Annotated in this window: 20 protein-coding genes and 1 pseudogene; 9 read left to right on the top strand and 12 right to left on the bottom strand. The window is 66.7% G+C overall.

What is annotated here, in order from left to right; all coding sequences use genetic code 11:
- Positions 1-412 precede the first annotated feature (412 nt).
- The 3 genes from VD964_RS24495 to VD964_RS24485 all read right to left on the bottom strand — a co-directional run bounded on the left by VD964_RS24495 (position 413) and on the right by VD964_RS24485 (position 2,815).
- The gene (locus VD964_RS24495) at positions 413-1,189 is read right to left on the bottom strand and encodes a succinate dehydrogenase iron-sulfur subunit (protein WP_324871102.1); all 777 of its coding nucleotides are present in this window, start codon (positions 1,187-1,189) and stop codon (positions 413-415) included.
- Entirely contained in the window at positions 1,149-2,207 is a 1,059-nt protein-coding gene (locus tag VD964_RS24490) for an SDR family oxidoreductase (RefSeq protein ID WP_324871101.1), read from the bottom strand. Before VD964_RS24490 ends, VD964_RS24495 begins: the two co-directional genes overlap by 41 nt.
- Before the next feature lie 206 nt (positions 2,208-2,413).
- Positions 2,414-2,815: a hypothetical protein gene (locus VD964_RS24485; protein WP_324871100.1), complete on the bottom strand. Its 402-nt coding sequence runs from the start codon at positions 2,813-2,815 to the stop codon at positions 2,414-2,416.
- Between the two features lie 654 nt (positions 2,816-3,469).
- On the opposite strand from VD964_RS24485, the gene hflX reads away from it, so the two are divergent.
- Complete coding sequence (gene hflX / locus VD964_RS24480) at positions 3,470-4,921, top strand: GTPase HflX (protein WP_324871099.1); 1,452 nt, start codon at positions 3,470-3,472, stop codon at positions 4,919-4,921.
- A 109-nt stretch (positions 4,922-5,030) separates the two neighbouring features.
- Here the strand turns inward: hflX and VD964_RS24475 are convergent, their stop codons facing one another.
- On the bottom strand, positions 5,031-5,261 hold the full coding sequence (locus tag VD964_RS24475; RefSeq protein WP_324871098.1) for a hypothetical protein: 231 nt from the start codon (positions 5,259-5,261) through the stop codon (positions 5,031-5,033).
- A gap of 345 nt (positions 5,262-5,606) precedes the next feature.
- On the opposite strand from VD964_RS24475, the gene cphA reads away from it, so the two are divergent.
- From cphA to VD964_RS24460, 3 genes are read left to right on the top strand one after another with little or no spacing between them, the layout of a single operon-like run.
- Complete coding sequence (gene cphA, locus VD964_RS24470) at positions 5,607-8,396, top strand: cyanophycin synthetase (protein WP_324871097.1); 2,790 nt, start codon at positions 5,607-5,609, stop codon at positions 8,394-8,396.
- Entirely contained in the window at positions 8,393-9,283 is an 891-nt protein-coding gene (locus tag VD964_RS24465) for an isoaspartyl peptidase/L-asparaginase family protein (RefSeq protein WP_324871096.1), read from the top strand. The genes cphA and VD964_RS24465 overlap by 4 nt, the downstream gene beginning before the upstream one ends.
- Positions 9,280-10,137 carry a cyanophycinase gene (locus VD964_RS24460; protein WP_324871095.1) on the top strand — a complete coding sequence of 286 codons (858 nt, stop codon included), beginning with the start codon at positions 9,280-9,282 and terminating at the stop codon, positions 10,135-10,137. The genes VD964_RS24465 and VD964_RS24460 overlap by 4 nt, the downstream gene beginning before the upstream one ends.
- 215 nt (positions 10,138-10,352) lie before the next feature.
- Here the strand turns inward: VD964_RS24460 and VD964_RS24455 are convergent, their stop codons facing one another.
- The 4 genes from VD964_RS24455 to VD964_RS24440 form a co-directional block, all read right to left on the bottom strand.
- Positions 10,353-10,667, bottom strand: coding sequence for a hypothetical protein (locus tag VD964_RS24455; protein WP_324871094.1), 315 nt, complete (start codon positions 10,665-10,667; stop codon positions 10,353-10,355).
- 479 nt (positions 10,668-11,146) lie between these two features.
- A complete protein-coding gene (locus tag VD964_RS24450; protein WP_324871093.1) occupies positions 11,147-12,115 on the bottom strand; it encodes an IS5 family transposase in 969 nt (322 codons plus the stop codon).
- A gap of 63 nt (positions 12,116-12,178) precedes the next feature.
- The gene (locus VD964_RS24445; RefSeq protein WP_324871092.1) at positions 12,179-12,556 is read right to left on the bottom strand and encodes an ester cyclase; all 378 of its coding nucleotides are present in this window, start codon (positions 12,554-12,556) and stop codon (positions 12,179-12,181) included.
- A gap of 43 nt (positions 12,557-12,599) precedes the next feature.
- Positions 12,600-13,316, bottom strand: a complete 717-nt coding sequence (locus tag VD964_RS24440) for an SDR family oxidoreductase (RefSeq protein WP_324871091.1) — start codon at positions 13,314-13,316, stop codon at positions 12,600-12,602.
- Between the two features lie 162 nt (positions 13,317-13,478).
- Between VD964_RS24440 and VD964_RS24435 the strand changes: the two genes are divergently transcribed.
- Entirely contained in the window at positions 13,479-14,375 is an 897-nt protein-coding gene (locus VD964_RS24435) for a LysR family transcriptional regulator (protein WP_324871090.1), read from the top strand.
- A gap of 246 nt (positions 14,376-14,621) precedes the next feature.
- Entirely contained in the window at positions 14,622-15,110 is a 489-nt protein-coding gene (locus VD964_RS24430; protein ID WP_324871088.1) for an AraC family transcriptional regulator, read from the top strand.
- A gap of 73 nt (positions 15,111-15,183) precedes the next feature.
- Here VD964_RS24430 and VD964_RS24425 read toward each other — a convergent pair whose 3' ends face one another.
- From VD964_RS24425 to VD964_RS24415, 3 genes are all read right to left on the bottom strand, one after another.
- The gene (locus VD964_RS24425) at positions 15,184-15,522 is read right to left on the bottom strand and encodes a carboxymuconolactone decarboxylase family protein (protein ID WP_414637259.1); all 339 of its coding nucleotides are present in this window, start codon (positions 15,520-15,522) and stop codon (positions 15,184-15,186) included.
- A 94-nt stretch (positions 15,523-15,616) separates the two neighbouring features.
- A complete protein-coding gene (locus VD964_RS24420; protein WP_324871087.1) occupies positions 15,617-16,759 on the bottom strand; it encodes an L-dopachrome tautomerase-related protein in 1,143 nt (380 codons plus the stop codon).
- 41 nt (positions 16,760-16,800) lie between these two features.
- Positions 16,801-17,541 carry a glycine betaine ABC transporter substrate-binding protein gene (locus tag VD964_RS24415; protein ID WP_324871086.1) on the bottom strand — a complete coding sequence of 247 codons (741 nt, stop codon included), beginning with the start codon at positions 17,539-17,541 and terminating at the stop codon, positions 16,801-16,803.
- Positions 17,542-17,940: 399 nt separating this feature from the next.
- On the opposite strand from VD964_RS24415, the gene VD964_RS24410 reads away from it, so the two are divergent.
- Positions 17,941-18,138, top strand: a complete 198-nt coding sequence (locus tag VD964_RS24410) for an SH3-like domain-containing protein (protein ID WP_324871085.1) — start codon at positions 17,941-17,943, stop codon at positions 18,136-18,138.
- A 49-nt stretch (positions 18,139-18,187) separates the two neighbouring features.
- Here the strand turns inward: VD964_RS24410 and VD964_RS24405 are convergent, their stop codons facing one another.
- Positions 18,188-18,898 carry an IS6 family transposase gene (locus VD964_RS24405; protein ID WP_324871084.1) on the bottom strand — a complete coding sequence of 237 codons (711 nt, stop codon included), beginning with the start codon at positions 18,896-18,898 and terminating at the stop codon, positions 18,188-18,190.
- 52 nt (positions 18,899-18,950) lie between these two features.
- Here VD964_RS24405 and VD964_RS24400 point away from each other — a divergent pair.
- Both VD964_RS24400 and VD964_RS24395 read left to right on the top strand, forming a co-directional pair.
- A pseudogene (locus VD964_RS24400) lies at positions 18,951-19,352 on the top strand (transposase); the annotation flags it as partial.
- 39 nt (positions 19,353-19,391) lie between these two features.
- Positions 19,392-19,547: ribbon-helix-helix domain-containing protein (locus VD964_RS24395; protein ID WP_324871103.1), on the top strand; the 156-nt coding region annotated here is incomplete at its 3' end.

Genomic DNA, 19,547 nt, shown 5'->3' with positions numbered 1-19,547 from the left:
GGCGGTGCATCCGATGCGATCGCCCATCGCAACAGACGTGGCGCCCCGAGGTGGGCCTCCAAGATCGCTCTAGTGAGCGGACTGGTCGAGAAACCAACCGGCGATCTGGCCCGGGTAGGTTCGCAGGTTCAAGTCTGGGGCAGGATTTGGCCTTTACCGAACGCGGTCCATCACACACCCTGCCGGATAGTGTCAGACCTTGCTTGTCAAGACTCGCTCCATCTGCAACTGACAAAACAGCACTCTGGATCGGAGCAAATGGCTGGGTTTGCTCCCGGCCAAATTTTGATGCTGCTCACATGGCCGCTCATGCCAAGTACATCACACAACCTGCTCCAACACGCCTAACCTAAGCGTCACCTTGACGAGCGACGTTGGAATGCTCCTTGACCGCATTCCAGTCGTGATACCCTCAACGGCGGACGACCAGCAGCTTTTTGATCTCCGAAATCGCCTTGGCAGGATTCAGCCCTTTCGGGCAGGTTTTGGCGCAATTCATGATGGTATGGCAGCGGTACAGGCGGAAGGGATCCTCAAGATCATCCAGCCGTTCGCCCGTCATCTCGTCACGACTGTCGACGATCCAGCGATAGGCCCACAACAGCACCGCAGGTCCCAGAAAGCGCTCACCGTTCCACCAGTAACTGGGGCAGGCGGTGGAGCAGCAGAAGCACAGGATGCATTCATAGAGCCCGTCCAATTTGGCACGATCTTCCGGCGACTGCAGCCGCTCGCGGCTCGGCGTCGGGGAGCGCGTCTTCAGCCATGGCTCGATCGACGCGTGCTGGGCATAGATGTGGGTGAGATCGGGCACGAGATCCTTCACCACCGGCATGTGCGGCAGCGGATAGATCGTCACGTCTCCCGGCACGTCCTCGATCGCCTTCAGACAGGCTAGGCCGTTGGTGCCGCCCATGTTCATGGCGCATGACCCGCAGATGCCCTCGCGGCAAGACCGGCGGAAGGTCAATGTGCTGTCCACGGTATTCTTGATGTGAATCAGCGCATCCAGAATCATCGGCCCAAACTTGCCGGTGTCCAGAATGAAGGTGTCCATGCGAGGGTTTTGGCCATCCTCCGGATTCCATCGATAAATCCGGAAGCTGCGGGCGGTACGGGCACCTTGCGCCGCATCGATCCGCCGGCCTTCACTGATCCGCGAGTTCCGCGGCAGGTTGAACTGGACCATCGTCTCTTTCTCCCAATGCGGCCGCTCGCTGGCCGCGATTGATTGGTCGTGCTCCGCGCAAGGTGCTGCGGATCAGCAGTGCCAGGGCGCCGGCCGCCACCAGGCCAATGCCCAGTGCGGTGCCGGCACCTCTCCGGTCGCGTGCACGCCAGCCGCCACGTTCCGCAGCCGAACTCTCGGCGGGCGCGAACAGAATACCGTCCGTGTCCGCTGCCGACGGTCCAAGGCGCAGGAACCGCCCCCCCAGGCGGGACAGCAGCCGGCCGGTCAGGTCCGGTGCCAGGGCATAGGGGATGGCGAGCTTCGGCGCCAGCCCGACATCGGCCGCCCGGCGTGGATGCCGCGCAAGGCTGACCACGGCGCGCGCCACCGCCGCCGGATCGGACACCGGCGGCACCGGCCGCAACTCATGCCCGGTGTAATTCGCGGAATTGCCGAAGGTCGGTGTATCGACGAAGCCGGGATATACGCCGCAAACCCGGATCCCCGGCCGGTCGGCAAGCTCATGGCGCAAGCTTTCCGTCAGGCCACGCACACCGAACTTCGTGGCGCTGTAGGTGGCGGCCCAGGGCAGCGGTACCTGACCGGCAAAGGACGATACGTTGATCAGCGTCCCGTGCTCCTGATGAAGAAAGTAGGGAAGCACCGCATGGGAGCCGTGGATCACGCCCAGGAGATTCAACTGCACCAAACGGGTGTGAGTGGCGATCGGTATGTCCTCGAAGGCCCCCCACAGGCTTTCGCCCGCGTTGTTCACCCATAGATCGATGCGTCCAAAGCGGACGGCCACGCTGCGGGCGAGCCGCTCCATCTCCTCGGCACGGGTGACGTCGGTCGGCACCGCGACCGCATGCCCTCCTGCAGCATTGCATGCCTGCGCCACCTCGTGCAGAGCCTCCTCGCGGCGGGCCGCCAGCACTATGACGGCGCCGTTGCGCGCGAATTCGCCGGCAATGGCCCGCCCGATACCGCTCGACGCGCCGGTGACCACGACGACTGCGCCGTACAGGGAAGCCAAACCACCCGCGCCCGCGCGCCGCCGCAGTTGTCGGGCGGGGCGCGCATGTCTCGCCCCAGTCCCGTCCGGTCCATGCCCGCCCGGCTCCCGACCGAGTCCGCCGTCCCCGGGTTCTATCGCGGTCATGGCAATATCTTTCTCTCGACTGTCATGATCTGAGCGGGGCCGCGATGCGGCAGTCCCACCCCTTGGAAGTCTTCCCACTCTTAGTCCCCTGGACTGGGAGGCCAAACTCTCCGGGTGACATCGGATTGAACTGTGCAGGATCGGATCAAGGCTTGGTCGTGCATGACACGCACCGCCGAATACAACGGGCGCAGCGATTGATCCGGCCGAAGATGAACGCGCACACGAACCCAGATCGCAGCTGCCAGCTTTTGCGCATCCTCTTCGACGGTGCCGCGCCGGTCGGCGGGCGTACCTCCCCCAAGAATGGCGTCGAGATCATCGGCGAGCACATCAAGCGCCATGGCGATGTCCGGCGCCGTCACGATGCCGTCACCCGACGCACGGTCACCGCACGCGAGTTCTCCGACAGCCTCGCCGATCCGGCACACCCAGCCGGCCGCTTCCTCCGTCTCGCCAGCCGTCAGCGACATCCGTTTCATATCGGCCTCCCCCGGCGCATGGTTCCTTGCCACGATGATCCAGGAACATCTCGTCCGGCGAAAAGCCACAGGCGGACGCTCACTTGATCTGCGGAAGCTGCGAGAATTGACGGGAAGGCGGCGAGTTGGACACGATGTTCCACCGGTCATCGTGCCACGCGTCAGGAGGAGCATCGGTCGGGGGATTGTCCGTGCTGGAGGCCGGCATCGTGGACCCTCGGTCGTGGGAAGGGGATCGAATGGCGGAGAGGGCCGCGGAAACACCTGCCCATTATTGATTTCCAGTGGACCGATCACACCCGGTTGGCGGCACGACGTCCACAGGGGACCGCCTGCATGTGCCGGAAGCCTGATATTTGGCGAAGCACAGCACAGACAAGGCAAACAGACGGTCAGCAAGCCGGCTACACTTTTGCGAAGTGACTGCAGGCATCGAAGCGGCGACCACGCCCCGGATGGTCAGAACCTGACGGCAGTGACACCGATCATAGCGCCCGCCAATGGTTCGAACCGACGCAAGCCGTGCGCGGAAGCGGTAGGAACGGCATGGCGACAGGCCGGTTGGGGCAAGGGCGAATGCCGGCAAGCCGCGGCCGGGCCGGCTTCCCGCTAGGGCAGCCTTCAATCAATTCCCAATTGGGGAGTTTTGCCATCATGGCCGCACATGACAGCAAGCGCGCCCTCACCACGTCGTTCGAGGCCGATCAGGAGGATGGTCGCCCGGTTCCCACCGCCGCGCCGACACTGGCGTCGGACGGAGCCGAGGACAGTGGCTCCAGCGAAGCGGGGACCTGGCGCCGGACCGGACAGGTCGACGGCGCCTCGCCGACCCATGCCCTGGTGATCGTGCCGGTCCTTTCCAATGGCCACACCGCCCGGACTCCGGCGGCCCGGCTGCAGGAGGCCCACGGGTTGGCCGAAGCAATCCAGCTCGACGTGGTCCAGCAAGAGATAGCCAAGATCGCCAGACCCGATGCCGGGACACTCTTCGGCCGTGGAACCGTGCAGCGTATTGCCGATATGGTGGAAGCCCAGGGCATCGACCTCGTCATCGTGGACCATCCGCTGACACCGGTGCAGCAGCGCAACCTGGAACTTGCGGCCTCGGCAAAGGTGATCGACCGCACCGGGCTGATCCTCGAGATTTTCGGCGAACGGGCACGCAGCCACGAGGGTCAGCTTCAAGTGGAACTGGCGGCCCTGACCTACCAGCGCTCCCGCCTCGTCCGATCCTGGACCCATCTGGAACGCCAGCGTGGCGGCTTCGGTTTCCTGGGCGGTCCGGGCGAAACACAGATCGAACTGGATCGCCGTCTGATCGGCGAGCGGATCACCCGACTGAAGCGCGAGATCGCCGACCTGCGCCGCACCCGTGCGCTCCACCGCAGCGCTCGCCAGCGTGCCGCAACGCCGATGATCGCGCTGGTGGGCTACACCAATGCCGGCAAATCGACCCTCTTCAACGCCCTGTCGGGCGCCCAGGTCCATGCGGAGAACCAACTCTTCGCCACGCTCGATCCCACGGTCCGGCAAATCACCCTGCCCTCCGGACGCAGGGCGGCGCTGTCTGACACGGTCGGCTTCATTTCCGACCTACCGCATGGTTTGGTCGCCGCCTTCCGCGCCACGCTGGAGGAGGTGCAGGCCGCCGATATCATCCTGCATGTGCGGGATGTCTCGCACCCCGACAGCGAAGCGCAGAGGGAGGATGTGGAGCGTGTGCTGGGCGACTTGGACATCGATGCGTCTCGCGACCCGCGCGTGATCGAGGTGCTGAACAAGACCGACCTGCTGTCGACGACCCACCGCGCCGCCCTGGAGATGCGGTTCGCCAACAACGGCTCGACGGATCATGGGGCCGCCGTTGCGGTGTCGGCACTGGCCGGGCAAGGGCTGGACGATCTGCTCCGCCTGCTCGACCGTCGCTTGTCGCAAGGCAAACGACTGATGGAACTGGACATCCCCGCATCCGACGGCAGGACGCTGGCATGGCTTTATGATCATGGCCAAGTGCTGGATCGCCGCGACGAAGAAGACCGTGTCCGTTTGCGGGTGTGCTTGGACGAGGCGGACTATGCCCGCTTCGCCTCGCACCTCGCCGCCTGACGGTTCTTCATCCGGTGGAGTGCACGGGCGCCATGGTCGTGTTGCCATGGAGCAGCACGAGCCGCTCTCCCCGGCCGCGCTTCCCGTGATGTGAAAACGGGCAAGCCGATCAGCAAACGCCATCCATTGCCGGCCGATGTTGCACCGTCTCCTCGGCGTCCAGGCGGCGGAGCCACGCATCCACCGCGTCGGCGAAGCGCTCCGCGTCGGCGCGGGAGTCCCCCAGAGCCAGACGTTCGGCGATCCGGTGCTTGCGGGCCTCCGCCCGGTCCGTCGCGGGACGCGGAGCATCCTCCGTCCACAGGCTGTCCAGCACGGCCATCATCGGGTTGGCACTCACGATCGCTGCTCCTGTCGTCGAGCCACCGCATGGCGGCTATCGGTCCGGCCTTCTCATACCCGGCGGTGCGAAGGGCGGGTGTAACCACAGCGGGACATCCGCAACCCGTCTTGCGAGCAATACTTTATGCACCGCAGCTTTCCCGAAATTGGTAAGTGGACTGGGCGCAAGACGTAGATGCCAGCCCCTCTGGAACCACGCCATCAAGCATCATGTTTGATGATATGCGAACAACAACTCCGGCTTCGGCGACAAACAACAGTGCCGCAGACAAGCGGCCATCAACACCACCCAATAAAGATAAGAAAAACGGAATCCCAACCACCACCCCCACAGGATTCATACATGGACTCTGGAGAAGGCGTCGCGCCCGCCCGGGCGCAGGCTCGGCCGATGCGCGTCCTCGAGCGGAGCGTCTACCGCGGCCCGCACCTCTATGGTTCCCTGCCGATGGTGCGCATCCAGTTGGACCTCGGCACGCTGGAGGAGTGGCCATCCAACCGTCTGTCCGGCTTCACGGAGCGGCTGCGGGCGATGCTGCCCGGCCTCGACCGCCATGGCTGCTGCTTCGGTACGCCGGGCGGCTTCCTCCGCCGGCTGGACGAGGGCACTTGGCTGGGCCACGTCGCAGAGCATGTGGCGATCGAACTGCAGACCCTGGCCGGCACCCCGGTCACCCGCGGCAAGACCCGTTCCGTGAAGGGGCGTCCCGGCGTCTACAACCTGCTTTTCCAGTATATGGAGGAGGAGGTCGGCCGTCTGGCCGGACGGCTCGCCCTGCAACTGGTGGACTCGTTGCTGCCGGAGGAACTGCGTGGCGTCCAAGGCCTCGGCATCGTCCATGACGCGGACGGCTGCCCGGAGTTGGAGCAGCCTTTCGACCTCGCCGTTGCGGTCGCGGCGCTGAGGCGGCTGGCGGCCCGCGTCGCACTCGGCCCCACCACCCGCGCCCTGGTGCAGGAGGCGGAGCGGCGCGGCATCCCGACCATGCGGCTGGACAACCACAGCCTGATCCAGTTGGGCCAGGGTTGCCACCAGCGCCGGCTGCGCGCCAGCATCACCAGCCTGACCTCGCAGATCGCCAGCGACGCCGCGGGCGACAAGGACCTGACCAAGGCGCTGCTGACGGAGGCCGGCGTGCCCGTCCCGCGCGGTCGGGTGGTGCGCAGCGCCGACGAGGCGGTGGCGGCCGCCGAGCGGCTGGGCCACCCGGTCGTCACCAAACCGCTGGACGGCAACCATGGCCGCGGCGTCAGCCTGGATCTCGCCTCCGCCGACGCCGTACGCCGCGGGTTCGAACTGGCCGCCCGCCACAGCCGCCGCGTTATTGTTGAGCAGTGCTACCCCGGCCGCGACTTTCGCATTCTGGTGGTGAACGGCGCCGTGGTGGCGGTGGCGGAACGGGTGCCGGCCCATGTCGTCGGCGATGGCGCTGCGACTATCGCCGCCCTGATCGACCGGGTGAACCAGGACCCCCGCCGCGGCGAAGGCCATGAGACGGTGATGACCCGCATCACGGTCGATGACCATGTGCGGGACCTGCTGGCCCGCAGCGGGCTGACGCTGGACAGCGTGCCGGCCGCCGGGCAGCGGGTCGTCCTGCGCGATACCGCGAACCTGTCGACCGGCGGCACCGCCATCGACCGCACCGACGAGATCCACCCCGACAATGCCGCCATGGCTCGCCGGGCGACGCTTGCCGTCGGGCTGGACGTCGCCGGCATCGACGTGGTTGCCCCCGATATCTCCCAGCCGCTCCGCCAGACCGGCGGCGGCGTGGTGGAGGTCAATGCCTCCCCCGGCTTCCGCATGCACCTGGAACCGTCGGAAGGGCTGCCGCGCAACGTCGCCCGGCCGGTTCTGGACATGCTGTTCCCGCGCGGGGCGCCCAGCCGCATACCGGTCTTTGCCGTCACCGGCACCAACGGCAAGTCGACCACGGTGAGGATGGCCGCCCACATCCTGCGCCACAGCGGCCTGCGCGTCGGCTACACCTCCACCACCGGCGTCCATATCGACGACGAGGTGATCGGCGAATGGGACGCCAGCGGCCCGAAGAGCGCCCGCATGATCCTGCGCAACCCCAGCGTCGACGCCGCGGTGCTGGAAACCGCCCGCGGCGGCATCCTGCGCGAGGGCCTCGGCTTCGACCGCTGCGACGTCGGCGTGGTGACCAATGTCGAGGAGGATCACATCGGCCTGAAGGGGGTTGAGACTGTCGAGGATCTGGCCGACGTCAAGTCGGTGGTGGTCGAGGCGGTACACCGCGATGGCCACAGCGTGCTGAATGCCGACGATCCCCGCACGCTCGCCATGCGCCGGCACGCCGGAGGCCGCATCGTCCTGTTCAGCCTGCAGGGCGGCGAGGCGATGGCGGAGCCGTTGCGCGACCACATCCGCCACGGCGGCATGGCCGTGGTGCGCGAGGACGGGCGGATCGCCATTTATGAGGACAGGGAGCGGATGGTCCTGATGAAGGCCGCCGAAATCCCGGCGACGCTGGAGGGCGTGGCAGAGTTCAACGTGCAGAACGCGCTGGCCGCGGTCGCCATGACCTACGCCCATGGGGTGCCGCCGGCGGTGATCCGCTCGGCGTTGTCCGGCTTCACCTCCTCCTATGAACAATGTCCGGGCCGGCTGAACCTGCATGACGCGCACGGCTTCCGCGTGATTCTGGACTATGCCCACAATCCCGCCGGCCTACGGGCGCTGGGACGGGCGATCGACGGGCTGCGCCCCCGACATCGCCAGATCATCGGCATGGTCAACATCCCCGGTGACCGGCGTGACGACGACATGCGCGAGATGGGAGCCATCGCGGCCGCCCTGTTCGACGAGATCGTCTTCCGCGAGGATCCGGCCCGGCGCGGACGCCGGCCGGGCGAGATCGTCGCCTTGCTCAGCGAGGGGGCTCGGCGCGCCGGCTTTCCTGAGCATCGCATGCGAACCATCCTGGACGAACTGGAGGCGGCCGATTTCTGCCTCAGAACGGCCGGTGCCGGCGATCTGGTGGTCCTGACGCCGACTGAGGTCGACGCCATGTGGCAGCAGGTGCTGCGCTTCCGCCCTGCTCCCCCCCCTGATGACATCACACCCCTGCGGGCGGCGGCCATCGGCTTGGCGGGAGTGAGATGAGCGCCGTCGCGGAAGCGCGCTGGGCGCTGATCCTGCATGGCGGGGCGAAGGACATCGCTCCGGAACGGGAGGAGGCCAACCGCGCCGGCTGCCTCGCCGCGTTGCGCATCGGGCAGGCCATCCTTGAGAACGGCGGCACGGCGCTGGACGCGACGGAGGCGGTGATCCGGCAGTTGGAGGACGATCCCACATTCAACGCCGGCCGCGGCTCCGTCCGCAACGCCGACGGCGTGGTGGAAACCGACGCCGCGATGATGGACGGGCGCACGCTCGACGTCGGCGGCGTCGCGGCACTGATGGGCGTGCGCCACCCTGTGTCGGTCGCCCGGCGGATGCTTCGCGAAGCGCCGACCCTGCTGGCGGGTGACGGCGCCCATCGCTTCGCCAAGGAAACGGGGGCCGAGCTTTGCGATCCGGCGGATCTGATCGTGGACGAGACCGCTCCAACCGGTGAGTGTGGCCACGACACCGTCGGCTGCGTCGCGCTCGACCGCTTCGGCGATCTTGCCGCCGGCACCTCGACCGGTGGTCTGGAGGGTTGCCGTCCGGGGCGGGTCGGCGACTCCCCTCTGCCCGGCTGCGGCCTCTACGCCGACAATGCCGTCGGCGGCGCCGCCTTCTCCGGCGACGGCGAGAGCATTGCCCGCGCGATGATGGCAGCCAGGACGATGCTGGCGATGGAAGTGGATGCGCCACAGGCGGCCCTCGACCACGCCGTCGCGTGGTTCGCGCGGGTCGGCGGCGATGGCGGCGGGATCGCGCTCGACCGCCGGGGGCGCGTCGGCTGGTCCCACAACAGCGGCGGCTTCGCCGTCGCCTATGCCGGATCGGACCTGGGCGGCCCCCATGTGCATCTGCACCGCAACGAGATCGAGGAGACGGAATGAGCGATCACAAACCGGCCGGCCGGAAGACGCCAAGCAGCAAGGCCGGCCCCAGCAAGGCGGGAACGCTGATCATCATCGGCGGGCACGAGGACAAGGAGGGTGAGCGCCTGATCCTGCGCGAGGTCGCCCGGTGCTTGCAGGGCGGCAAGCTGGTTCTGGCCACCGTCGCCTCGCACGAGCCGGAGGGCTATGCCGACGCCTATCGCAAGGCGCTGGCCGATTTGGGCGTCACCGAGGTGGTCGAGCTCTACGTCCAGGACCGCTCCGAAACCCTGGATCCGGCCAAGCTGGCGCTGTTCGACGGGGCCGCGGGGGTGTTCTTCAGCGGCGGCGACCAGTTGCGCATCAGCAGCCAGATCGGCGACACGCCGATCGAACGCCGGGTCCGCGACATCTTCACCGCCGGCGGACTGGTGGCCGGCACCTCGGCCGGGGCATCGGTGATGAGCGATACCATGCTGGTCAAGGGATCGAGCCGCGAATCCTACCGCATCGGCGACCTGCACATGGCGCCGGGCATCGGGCTGGTCCGCGACGTCATCATCGACCAGCATTTCGCCGAGCGGGGCCGCATCGGCCGCCTGTTGGGCGCGGTGGCGCACAATCCCCGCGTGCTGGGCATCGGCATTGACGAGGACACGGCAATTGTGGTCGAGGGTGACCGGTTCAGCGTCATCGGCAGCGGTGCTGTTTATGCCGTCGACGGCGCGGGCATTACCCATTCCAACATCGCCGAGGCCCGGCCGGAGAGAGCCTTGTCGCTCTATGACGTGCGGCTTCACGTGCTGAGCGCCGGTGACGCCTTCGACCTGGATGAACGCCGCCCGTTGGAACTGGCAGGGCACGATGACTGATGAGGACCGACGACCATTGACGATGGCCGTCGGTATCGGTGCATACGACTCTATCGCATGAGCTGCTCCGCGGTGCGTTGTCCGGTCACGGCGGCGAAACCTTCTGCCGCAGCGCGGGTGCCGCCAGTGCCAGGAGCACCTTGTTCGACAGGCGATCCGACAGCTGCCCCCATTGCTTGGCCCGAGACCAGCAGCATCAGCGCCGTGGACCTGTCCTACAGAAAGGGCAGCAGGGCGATCGCCAGCACGACGCGCCCGGCAGTGATCGACCAGACGGCGATCCTGCGCCGCTGCCTCACGCGCTCGACGAGGCCGATGGCGGGGATCTGCGCCAGCTGACCGAAGAACGGGATGGCGGCAAGCGTTCCAATGGCGAGCGGCCCGGCGCCGAGTTCCAGCGCCAAGCCGACCAGGATAATGCCGCCCGACAGGGCGCCGACGACATTGGCCCAGGCGCCGTCGCGGACCAGCGCACCCTTTCCCCGCTCGATGTCGGCGGGTGTGATGGAGGGATCAGAGCCGACACTCATGGCTTTCGAATCGGCTTGCGACACGCCGTTGGTGAGAAGGCGGCTCTAAGCCGGCGATGCGCAATCCGCCGGTTCCGATGAAGGCTGTTACATGAAGAGGCACGCGGGGAGCGACGCGGGCCGCCACCTTGTGGGAGGAGTCGACCGAGGCAACGATCCCCGACATCCGCTCCCCGCGTGTCCACGACCGGACGGCTGTCGCTAAGCCTCCGGGCTCGTGCCCATTTGTTCCTTCTGCGCGCCTGATCCGGCCCGCGCCGGACCCAGGGTGGGTTCCTCGCCCAGCGGCTGCGCCTGCATCGCGGTGAACTGGCCCTTGCCATCCAGCGAGGCGCCCTGTGTATAGCGGCCGGCCGGCGGCGGTTCGCCGTTGCGGTCGGTGCCGGCGAAGACGTAGCTGAACTCCTGCTTTTCCAGCGACTGGTAGCGTGTTGCAGCGAGGCGAGTGGGGCAAGAGATCGCCCCAGCCCCGCTGGTGATCAGGCGACGCGGACGGAGTTCGGGCGTCCGAGGTCGAGCATGCGGTTGAGGACGATGACACCAATTGCGACTTCGGTGGCCTGCGCTTGGTCGCAATGGAAGCGCAGCGCCTCGCCGAGAGCGCCTTTCCAGCGCGCCATTTGGCTCTCCACGCCAGCCCTCCTGTTGTAGCCGCTGGTCCGTTGCCAGGCCATCCGGCCCACCTCAGCGATGGTCTGGATGTGGCGGTCGCGTTGCGTGGGAGCGATTGCGGCGGTGGCGCTGAGCACGGCATCGACGCGCGGTGGCGCCACCACCGTGGCCGCGGGATGACGCTGCTGGACCGCCGCGTAAACCCGGGTCCGGTCATACGCGCCGTCTCCGGTTACGGAGGCCACGGGCTCGGTGATCTGATCGAGCAATGGGCCGACCTGCGAGGCATCGTCAACACCACGCTCGGTCAGCGTGGCGGCAACGATCCGGCCCGTGCTGGCATCCATCCCAATATGCAGAGCGTGCCAGGAACGCCGCCGTTTGGTGCCGTGCTTCTCGATCAGCCATTCGCCCGGCCCGCACAGCTTCAGCCCCGTGCTGTCCACCAACAGGTGGAGGGGCCCGCCGCTCGAACGCGGCGCGGAGAGCAGCGTCACCGTCCGGGCACGGCGGGCAATGGTGGAGTGGTCTGGCACCGGCAGATCCACCCCGAGCAGCTGGAGAACGGAGCCGATCAGCCCCTCGGTCTGGCGCAGCGCCAGCCGGAACACCGCCTTCAGCATCAGCGCCGTTGTGATCGCCAAGTCCGAGTAGTGGGGCTGCCCACCCGGTGTGGTGCGGGGCGCCGCCTTCCACTGCTCGATCGCCTTGTCGGTGACCCAGAGCGTGAGGCTGCCGCGTTGGCGCAGGGCAGCGTCGTATTCGGCCCAGTTCGTCACTGTGCGCTTCGCCCGGGGAATGTGATGGCGACGAGCGGCATTGGCCTTGTGCGGCATAGTGGGTGACCGGAACGGAGACGGGGGCTCGACCTACGATACCGCCCCCATCCATGCAACACGCTAATGGACGGTGACATAATCGCCGGCCACAATCATCTTTTCCACGGTGACGCCCAAATCCGGCACGGCGATGCGGAATGCGCGGGAGGCGAAGGCCGGTCCTTCCGGACCCTGTGGCCGACCGGCGGGCAGGGTACGGTCGGTGAAGCGGTCGGAAATCGCGTGCTTCAGATAGGCCTCGTCTCCGGTGTTCCAGAAATCATAGAAGGCGCGCACCGCCCTGACCGTCGCATCAATGTGGGCGTCGGACTGCGGAGCCGACATGACCAGATCACGGATCGTGATGCCGTCCGCAGCCAGGGCGGCACCGGCGGGGATGGAGCCCAGGGCCGCCGCGAACAGAGCGGCGCGGGCGAAATGGTGGATCGCAGCAGTCATCGTGATCTCCAGAACATGAGGTGCATTGGGCGGGCAAGGCAGATCAAGCGATGGCGCCGCCGCCATCCACGCGTACGGTGGAACCGGTCGCGAAAGGCGTGGTGGCAAGGAACAGCACGGCATTCGCGATGTCCTCGGGCTGGCCAACCCGGCGGGATGGCAGGCGCTGGGCCGCGCCCGCGAACATCGCTTCCCGTTTCTCTTCAGGCAGCCCCGACCACAACGGTGTTTCGATCAGGCCGGGTGACACGGCGTTGACCCGCACCGGGGCGAGTTCCAGCGCCAGCCCGCGGGCCAGCGCCTCCAGCGCCGCATTGATCGCGCCCTGCAGGACGGAGGTGGCGGACGGCCGGACGCTGAGGAAACCCGACACGAAGGTCAGTGACCCCGCATCGCGAATTTTGGCGGCATGGGCGACGTGATAGGCGCCCCAGAATTTGCTGTCCATGGCCGTCCGGGCGTCGGCGACGGCAAGGCCCCGCACCGGACCGCCGGGGGTTTGCGCTGCGGAGACGACGACATGGTCCCATGCCGGCCCGTCAGTGAAAAAGCTCTCGACGGCCTGCAAGTCGCGGGTGTCAAGCACGGCGGCGCGCGCATCGCCGCCGATCCTGGCCACTGCCGCATCCAACTTGTCACGCGACCGCGAGGCGATGCTGACCGAAGCGCCGGCCCGCGCGGCGGCGGTCGCAGTCGCCAATCCGATGCCGGAACTGCCGCCGATCACCAGCACGCGCGTGTTCTTCAAGGTCTCGAACATGGTGTATTCCTTGTAGAGTTCTGGCCCTGATGGATTTGGATGGGGAGAGACGCGTTGCCGACCCGCCCATCCTTTGAAGAGAAATCTAGGCCTTCGCAAAATCACGCAGTATCCTGCGCCTGATCGAAACACCCTCCATCAATCGGAAAGAATGCGGCGCGCATGCTTGATGACATTGCCGAGCTTCGCACCTTCGTCCGCATCGTCGCCGCGGGCAGCCTGTCCGCCGCCGGGAGGGAAATGAATCTGGCGCTCAGCGTCGTCAGCAAGCGTCTGGCATCGCTGGAGCGGCGGACCGACACGCGGCTGGTCGCCCGAAGCACCCGGCGCCTCGCCCTCACGGAGGAGGGGCAGCGGCTTTACGAACACGCCCAGCGCATCCTTGCCGAGATCGCCGAAGCGGAGGAAGCGCTGAGTCATGGCCGAGTGGAGCCGCAGGGCATGTTACGGGTGGGCGCGCCGGCAGCGCTGGGGCGCATGCATGTCGGTCCTGTCTGCCGTGAGCTTGTCGAGGTTTATAGCGGGATATCGGTCGATCTTTGTTTGACTGATCGCATGGTCGACCTGATCGATGAGTGCATGGACGTGGTGGTGCGAATAGGGGCGCCCAAGGATTCGACGCTCGTCATGCGCCGGCTGGCCGACAACCACCGCATCGTGGTCGGCGCGCAGTCCTATCTCGAACGCCGCGGCTATCCCGCCTCGCCGCAGGAACTGGAGAACCACGACTGCATTCAGTATCGCGGCACCGGCGGGCATTGGCGCCTGCTGGGGCCCGGCGGCGCCGTCATCGAGGTGGAGACCGCGTCGCGCCTGCGGAGCGACAACGGCGACGTTGCCCAGGATTGGGCGCTTGCCGGCTGTGGCCTGATCTTGAAGTCGCGGATTGACGTCGAGGACGATCTTGCTGCGGGCCGGCTGTTGCGGGTTTTGCCGGGCTGGCATGGCGACACGGCGCCTGTTTGCGCACTCTTCCCGTCTCAGCGGCAGTTGCCGACGCGCGTAAGGCTGTTTCTCGACGCTATGGCGCAGAGGCTGAATCGCGGGGGAGGTACGTGAAGCGCGCAGCGGTTCCTCCGGTCTCCATCCGGCCATCGATACCTGGGTATGGGTTCCCGCACACTAGGGCCTTCGGCACTGTCGCCGTCAAGGTGACCTGAGCAGGAGATCGACATGGATATGGCTGCTTCCGAGACGTTGCGCCGTCCTCTGGCGCTGGCGGCTCCGGCAACCGTCCGCTAGGCGCGGAATGACGGCGACAGGTTTACGGCTGCGGCCGATTGGCTGCTACGGGTGGCGAACGACATGCTGGCGCCGGATCGGCAGTCGGTGGAGCATTGCCTGTCGCTGGCCCTCGCCCGGTTGCAGCGCGCCGGCGGCGAACATCGTCATGACCGTGACGCGTCAGACGATGGCGGCCAGAAAGCAGAGCTGGCGAAGGCCGGGCTTGCGGCTTGGCAGGTGCGGCGGGTGACCGCCTACATCGATGCCCATCTCGCCAGTTCCATCCGCAACCGGGATTTGGCGGCGGCGGCGAAGCTCAGTTGCGGCTACTTCTGTCAGGCGTTCAAGGACAGCTTCGGCTGCCCGCCGCATTCCTACATCGTGCGCCGGCGGATGGAGCGGGCGAAGGAACTGTTGGAAACCACGACCACACCCTTGTCGCAGATCGCGCTCGACTGCGGCTTTTCGGACCAGTCGCATTTCTCCCGCATCTTTCGTCGCGTTGCCGGTGAGGCGCCCCGGCTGTGGCGGCACAAGCATCGGATCGACGGGGTTTCTGAAGAACAGTGACGGAATTTTCCGGCGCAGGAAGCCCGGCAAGAGGGCGGCGGTGGCCCGATGGCTTGTCTCCGCCGCCTTCGGTTCAGCCGTGCGCGGCGTAGGCGTCCATCACGCGGGTGGAATAGACCAACGCCGCCCCGGCGTTCAGGGCGACGGCGACGCCCAACGCCTCTGCGATCTCCTCCTGGGTGGCGCCGTGTTTGATGGCCGCTTCGGTATGAACGGCGATACAGCCGTCGCAACGGATACTGACGGCGACCGCCAGCGCGATCAGTTCCCGCACCTTGGCGCCCAGGAGGTCCTTCTTCTGGCCGACGCCGCTGAGCCCGGCATAGCCCTTCACCGTGTCGGGGCTGAGCCTGGCGATGTCGCCGACACCGGTGAGGACCTGCTGACGGTATTCGTTCCAGTTGAGCATCATGGTCGTGTCTCCTGAGAGTTCCGGCACCGCTGCCGCAGGTGCCGGCTGGTAGGGCCACGCTCGGGTGCGGTCATCGCAGTTGCTCCCAGGTTGCTCATTTCAACAGAACCGGACCGGCATCGATTTTCACGCGCAGAAGCTGGTAGGGCGGGCGGCGCAGGTCCTGGCCGCCATGAAAGCCGCCCTGGCGATGAAGCTGGTTGGCGGTGAAGTAGAGATAGCCGTCCGTGCCGACCGACAGCGTATCCGGCCACAGGATGCGCGGATCCTCGGCAATCGTCTCCCAGCGACCGCCGGTGAAGCGGCGGATCGTGCCGTGCTCGTAATCGCCGGCATAGAGGCGGCCCTTGTCATCCTCGGCCAGCCCGTCCGATGGCGCCTTGGGGCCGAGGTCGCGGATCGCTCCGGCGATGTCTCTGTCGGTCGCGTCCGGATTACGCAGCAGGGCGGTGGGCACGGCGTAGAAATGCCGGCTCGACAGGGCACAGTAATAGAGCGTGTCGCCGTCGGCGGAGATGGCGATGCCGTCCGACGCCACCATCCACGGGGTGGGTGCCGCATCCTTGGGCCGGACCATCAACGTCTCGCCCTCGATCACCGGGACGAAATCCTTGTCGGGCATGGTGCTGGGGTGGCCGGATAGGCGGCGCATGGCCTTGCCGGACGCCAGATCGACGACGATCAGCCCGCCCGGTCCGGTGATCGAGCTGTCGGTGACGTACGCGACACCTCCCGTGCCTTGGCGCAGGTCGAAGCGCATGTCGTTGACGTAGGTCGTGGGCAGCACGACGTCGGCGCCCAGCAGGATCGTCTTCACCACCCTGTTCGTGGCGAGATCGACCGCCAGCAGCTTGGCGCCGCCAGGGATAGGGGCTGAAAAGCCGGGAGCGCCGGTGTCGAGGATCCACAGACGGTTGGCACCGTCGGCGACGACGCTCTGGACGCTGATCAGATGGTTGGTTGCGTCTCCGGCATCCGCCCGGTTCAGGGCGGCATCGGGATAGGCGACCGGTTTGCCGTCCTTCAACTCCGCCACGGTGAATGGGCTTTTGTCGCCCCATTGTGGATAGTTGACAAAGATCCGGCCGTTGGGCGCCACGGTGACGCCGGTCGGCATGGCGCCGGTCAGGTCGGTGACGACCTCGACCTTCTGTTGTGCCTGTGCGACGGCGGGCAAGGATACGGCAAGCGCAATAGCCGACGTGGCAAAGGCCAGAGCGAAGAGTTTCGATGTCATGGTCGTCTTTCTTGTGAAATTGGCTTTGCTGTAGAGAGCGCTCACGCGGCCGGGGGGCCGGAGACCTGAAGGCGGTCGTCCAGCGCGCTGACCCGCGCATTTCCCAGATGGAGGTCGGCGAGCGCGGCGAGTGCGGCTGGGTCGATGCGTGCCTCCGCATCCTTGCGGATGATCAGCGTCGCCTCGTCCTGGCGGCCGAGAAGCCCCTTGGGCTCCACCAGCGCACGGATGCGGTAGCGGTTGTGCAGCCATTGCGGATGCCACAGCGGCACCACCACCCAGCGCTGGTCGGCAACTGCCTGCATGTAGCGGCCGAAGCAATCCTCCTCGGTGCCGGTGCGGAACTCGTAGCCGGCGCGGTCCAGTCCATACTGCTCGACGATGGCCTTGGAAAAGCGGCTGATCCCGGCGCCGGGGTTGATGCCCTGGATCAATCTTTCCATCCGGTCGAGTGCCGACGGCTTCAGCAGGTCGGCGACGCCCGCCACCGCCTCCTCCGGCACATAGTCGGGCACGCCCCAGATGCAGTAGGGCTCGTAGAGGATGGTGATCTTAGTCACTTCCTGCTCGAAGGGGGCGAGATAGGCGCCGTGGCTGGCCGGCAGCCAAGCCGAGACCAGCATGTCGATCTCGCCGCGCGCCATCCGCCGGAACATCTCCTCGTGCGGTGCGGCCGAGCGTTCGATGTCATGGCCGTGGGCGGCGAGGATGCTCTCCACCTCGTGGGCGCTGGCGTCATGAAAGCTGAGGTCGATGTGACCGACACGCAGTGTCTTGGGCATGTCATCCGGCCTTGGTGGTGGACAGGGGGCCGGGGCGTGGCCCGGCTGGCTTGTCCGACTATTCCCATCAAGCCGTTGGCGATCTTGTGAAAAGCCACTGTCGATTTGAACGAAAGCCGGATGCCGCGAACCGACCGGTGTCGAAACTGTGCAGCGTTCAAATCAGCGGCGCCCTGTCCAAGACTGTCCTGGCAGGGACGGGCAGTATGGCCGCCATGGTTCCGGGAGACGGACCATAACGATCCGTTCGCCTTCTGGAACGGAACCGGCGGACCATCCCCGCGCCGCCGGCTGATCGGGCCGGACAGGGCTCCCTCCCCCGGAGCCCTGTTCGCCCCGCCAACCCTCAGAAATTCCTGAGCCGGCTAACCCATGGCCCTGTCGAAGAAGGAGGTTCGCGTGAACCGACAAGCTGAACCGGCCGCTACGGCGCCACTGCCGGGCATCGTGACGGCGCTTGGCGAGAGACCGGTTTTCCGGCCCGGCGACACCGTCCGCATCCTCACCCGCAGCCCCATCGGCCATTACCGCGTGCCCGCCTATCTGCGCGGCAAGACCGGCACGGTCGAGGCGGTCATCGAGGTGTTGTCAACTTGACCAGCCAAGGACGCAGTGAGGCTGAGCCGCCCCGCTGCAGGGTCGTTGGTCAGCTGGCCTGAGCAAGCCCGGTCACCTCGCGCCAAGCGGTGAAGGCGCGAGCACGGGCGACGCGGTACTCGGAGGCGGAGATCAGGTGGCGGCGCAGTTGGAAGTGAGTGTGGATCCGGCTGTGGATGGAGAGAAACCGCTGGGCGTGTCGGACTGATTTGAACCGCTTCATCTGCCGCTCGCGCTGCCGGGTCGGCTGATGCAAGACTTCGCAGCGATTATTCAGGTATCGGCACTGCCTGTGTTCGCTGCCGAGCTTCATCTCCCTCTTCGCTGCGTCGTAGGATTTCAGCTTGTCGGTCACCAAGACACGCGGGGCATAGCGCAGCTCCTTCAGCAGCTTGCGGAAGAAACGCTTGGCCGCCTTCGTGTTGCGCCGGCTCTGGACCAGGATGTCCAGCACCACCCCGTTCTGGTCGATAGCGCGCCACAGGTAGTGCTGTTTGCCGCGGATGCGGATGAAAACCTCGTCCAGGAACCACTTGTCGCCCGGCTTGGGCCGGCGCCGCTTGAGGGTATTGGCGAAGTCGCGCCCGAACCGGAGGCCCCATTCCCGGATGGTCTCGTAACTGACCTCAATGCCGCGCGCCGCCAGCATCAGCTCGACTTCGCGCAGGCTCAGGCTGAAGCAGTGGTACAGCCACACCGCTTCGCTGATGATCTCGGCCGGAAAGCGGAAACCGCGATAGGGATTGGACGTCGTGCTCATGCTGGCCAACCTGCCATGCCAGAGCGGCCAACGCCAACCTGACAACGCCCCGTTGCTTGATCAGATCACCCGCCCGATCACTGCGGTCCTGGCTGACGGCGCGTACGACGGCGAGCCCATCTATTGCGCCGTTGCCGAGCGTGCGCCGAACGCCGAGGTGATCATCCCGCCGCGCGCCACTGCGGTGGTGAGCGACAGCGCCGAGACCGCCCCCACCCGGCGCGACCGCCACATCCGGATGATCAAGGAGCGCGGGCGGCTTGGCTGGCAGCGCGCGGTCCAGTACGGCCGCAGATCGCTGGTTGAGGTGGCGATCCTGAGGTACAAGGTTCTCATCGGACGCAGCCTCCGCGCTCGGACTCTACCCGCGCAGAAAGTCGAAGCGGCCATCGGCTGCAAGGTCATGAACCTCATGACCAGCTTGGGCATGCCAGTAACCCGCAAGGTCGTCTGATTACCTCTGCCCTGGCGAGGACTCCGCCGGCATGCCCATTTGCGCACCAAAGTCGCGACGGGCGGCTACTCGTCGTCGAGCGAGGTGGTGCGCGAGGCATTGCGCCTCCTGCAGCGGGATCGTGCGCAGGAGCAGGAAAAGCTGGCCATCCTGCGGCGCGAGGTCGCTGCCGGCCTGTCGGCGGCGGCGCAAGGC

The sequence above is a fragment of the Azospirillum sp. genome, from assembly GCF_035628975.1.
Taxonomy (GTDB): Bacteria; Pseudomonadota; Alphaproteobacteria; order Azospirillales; family Azospirillaceae; genus Azospirillum.
This window is presented reverse-complemented; position numbering and strand designations above follow the sequence as displayed.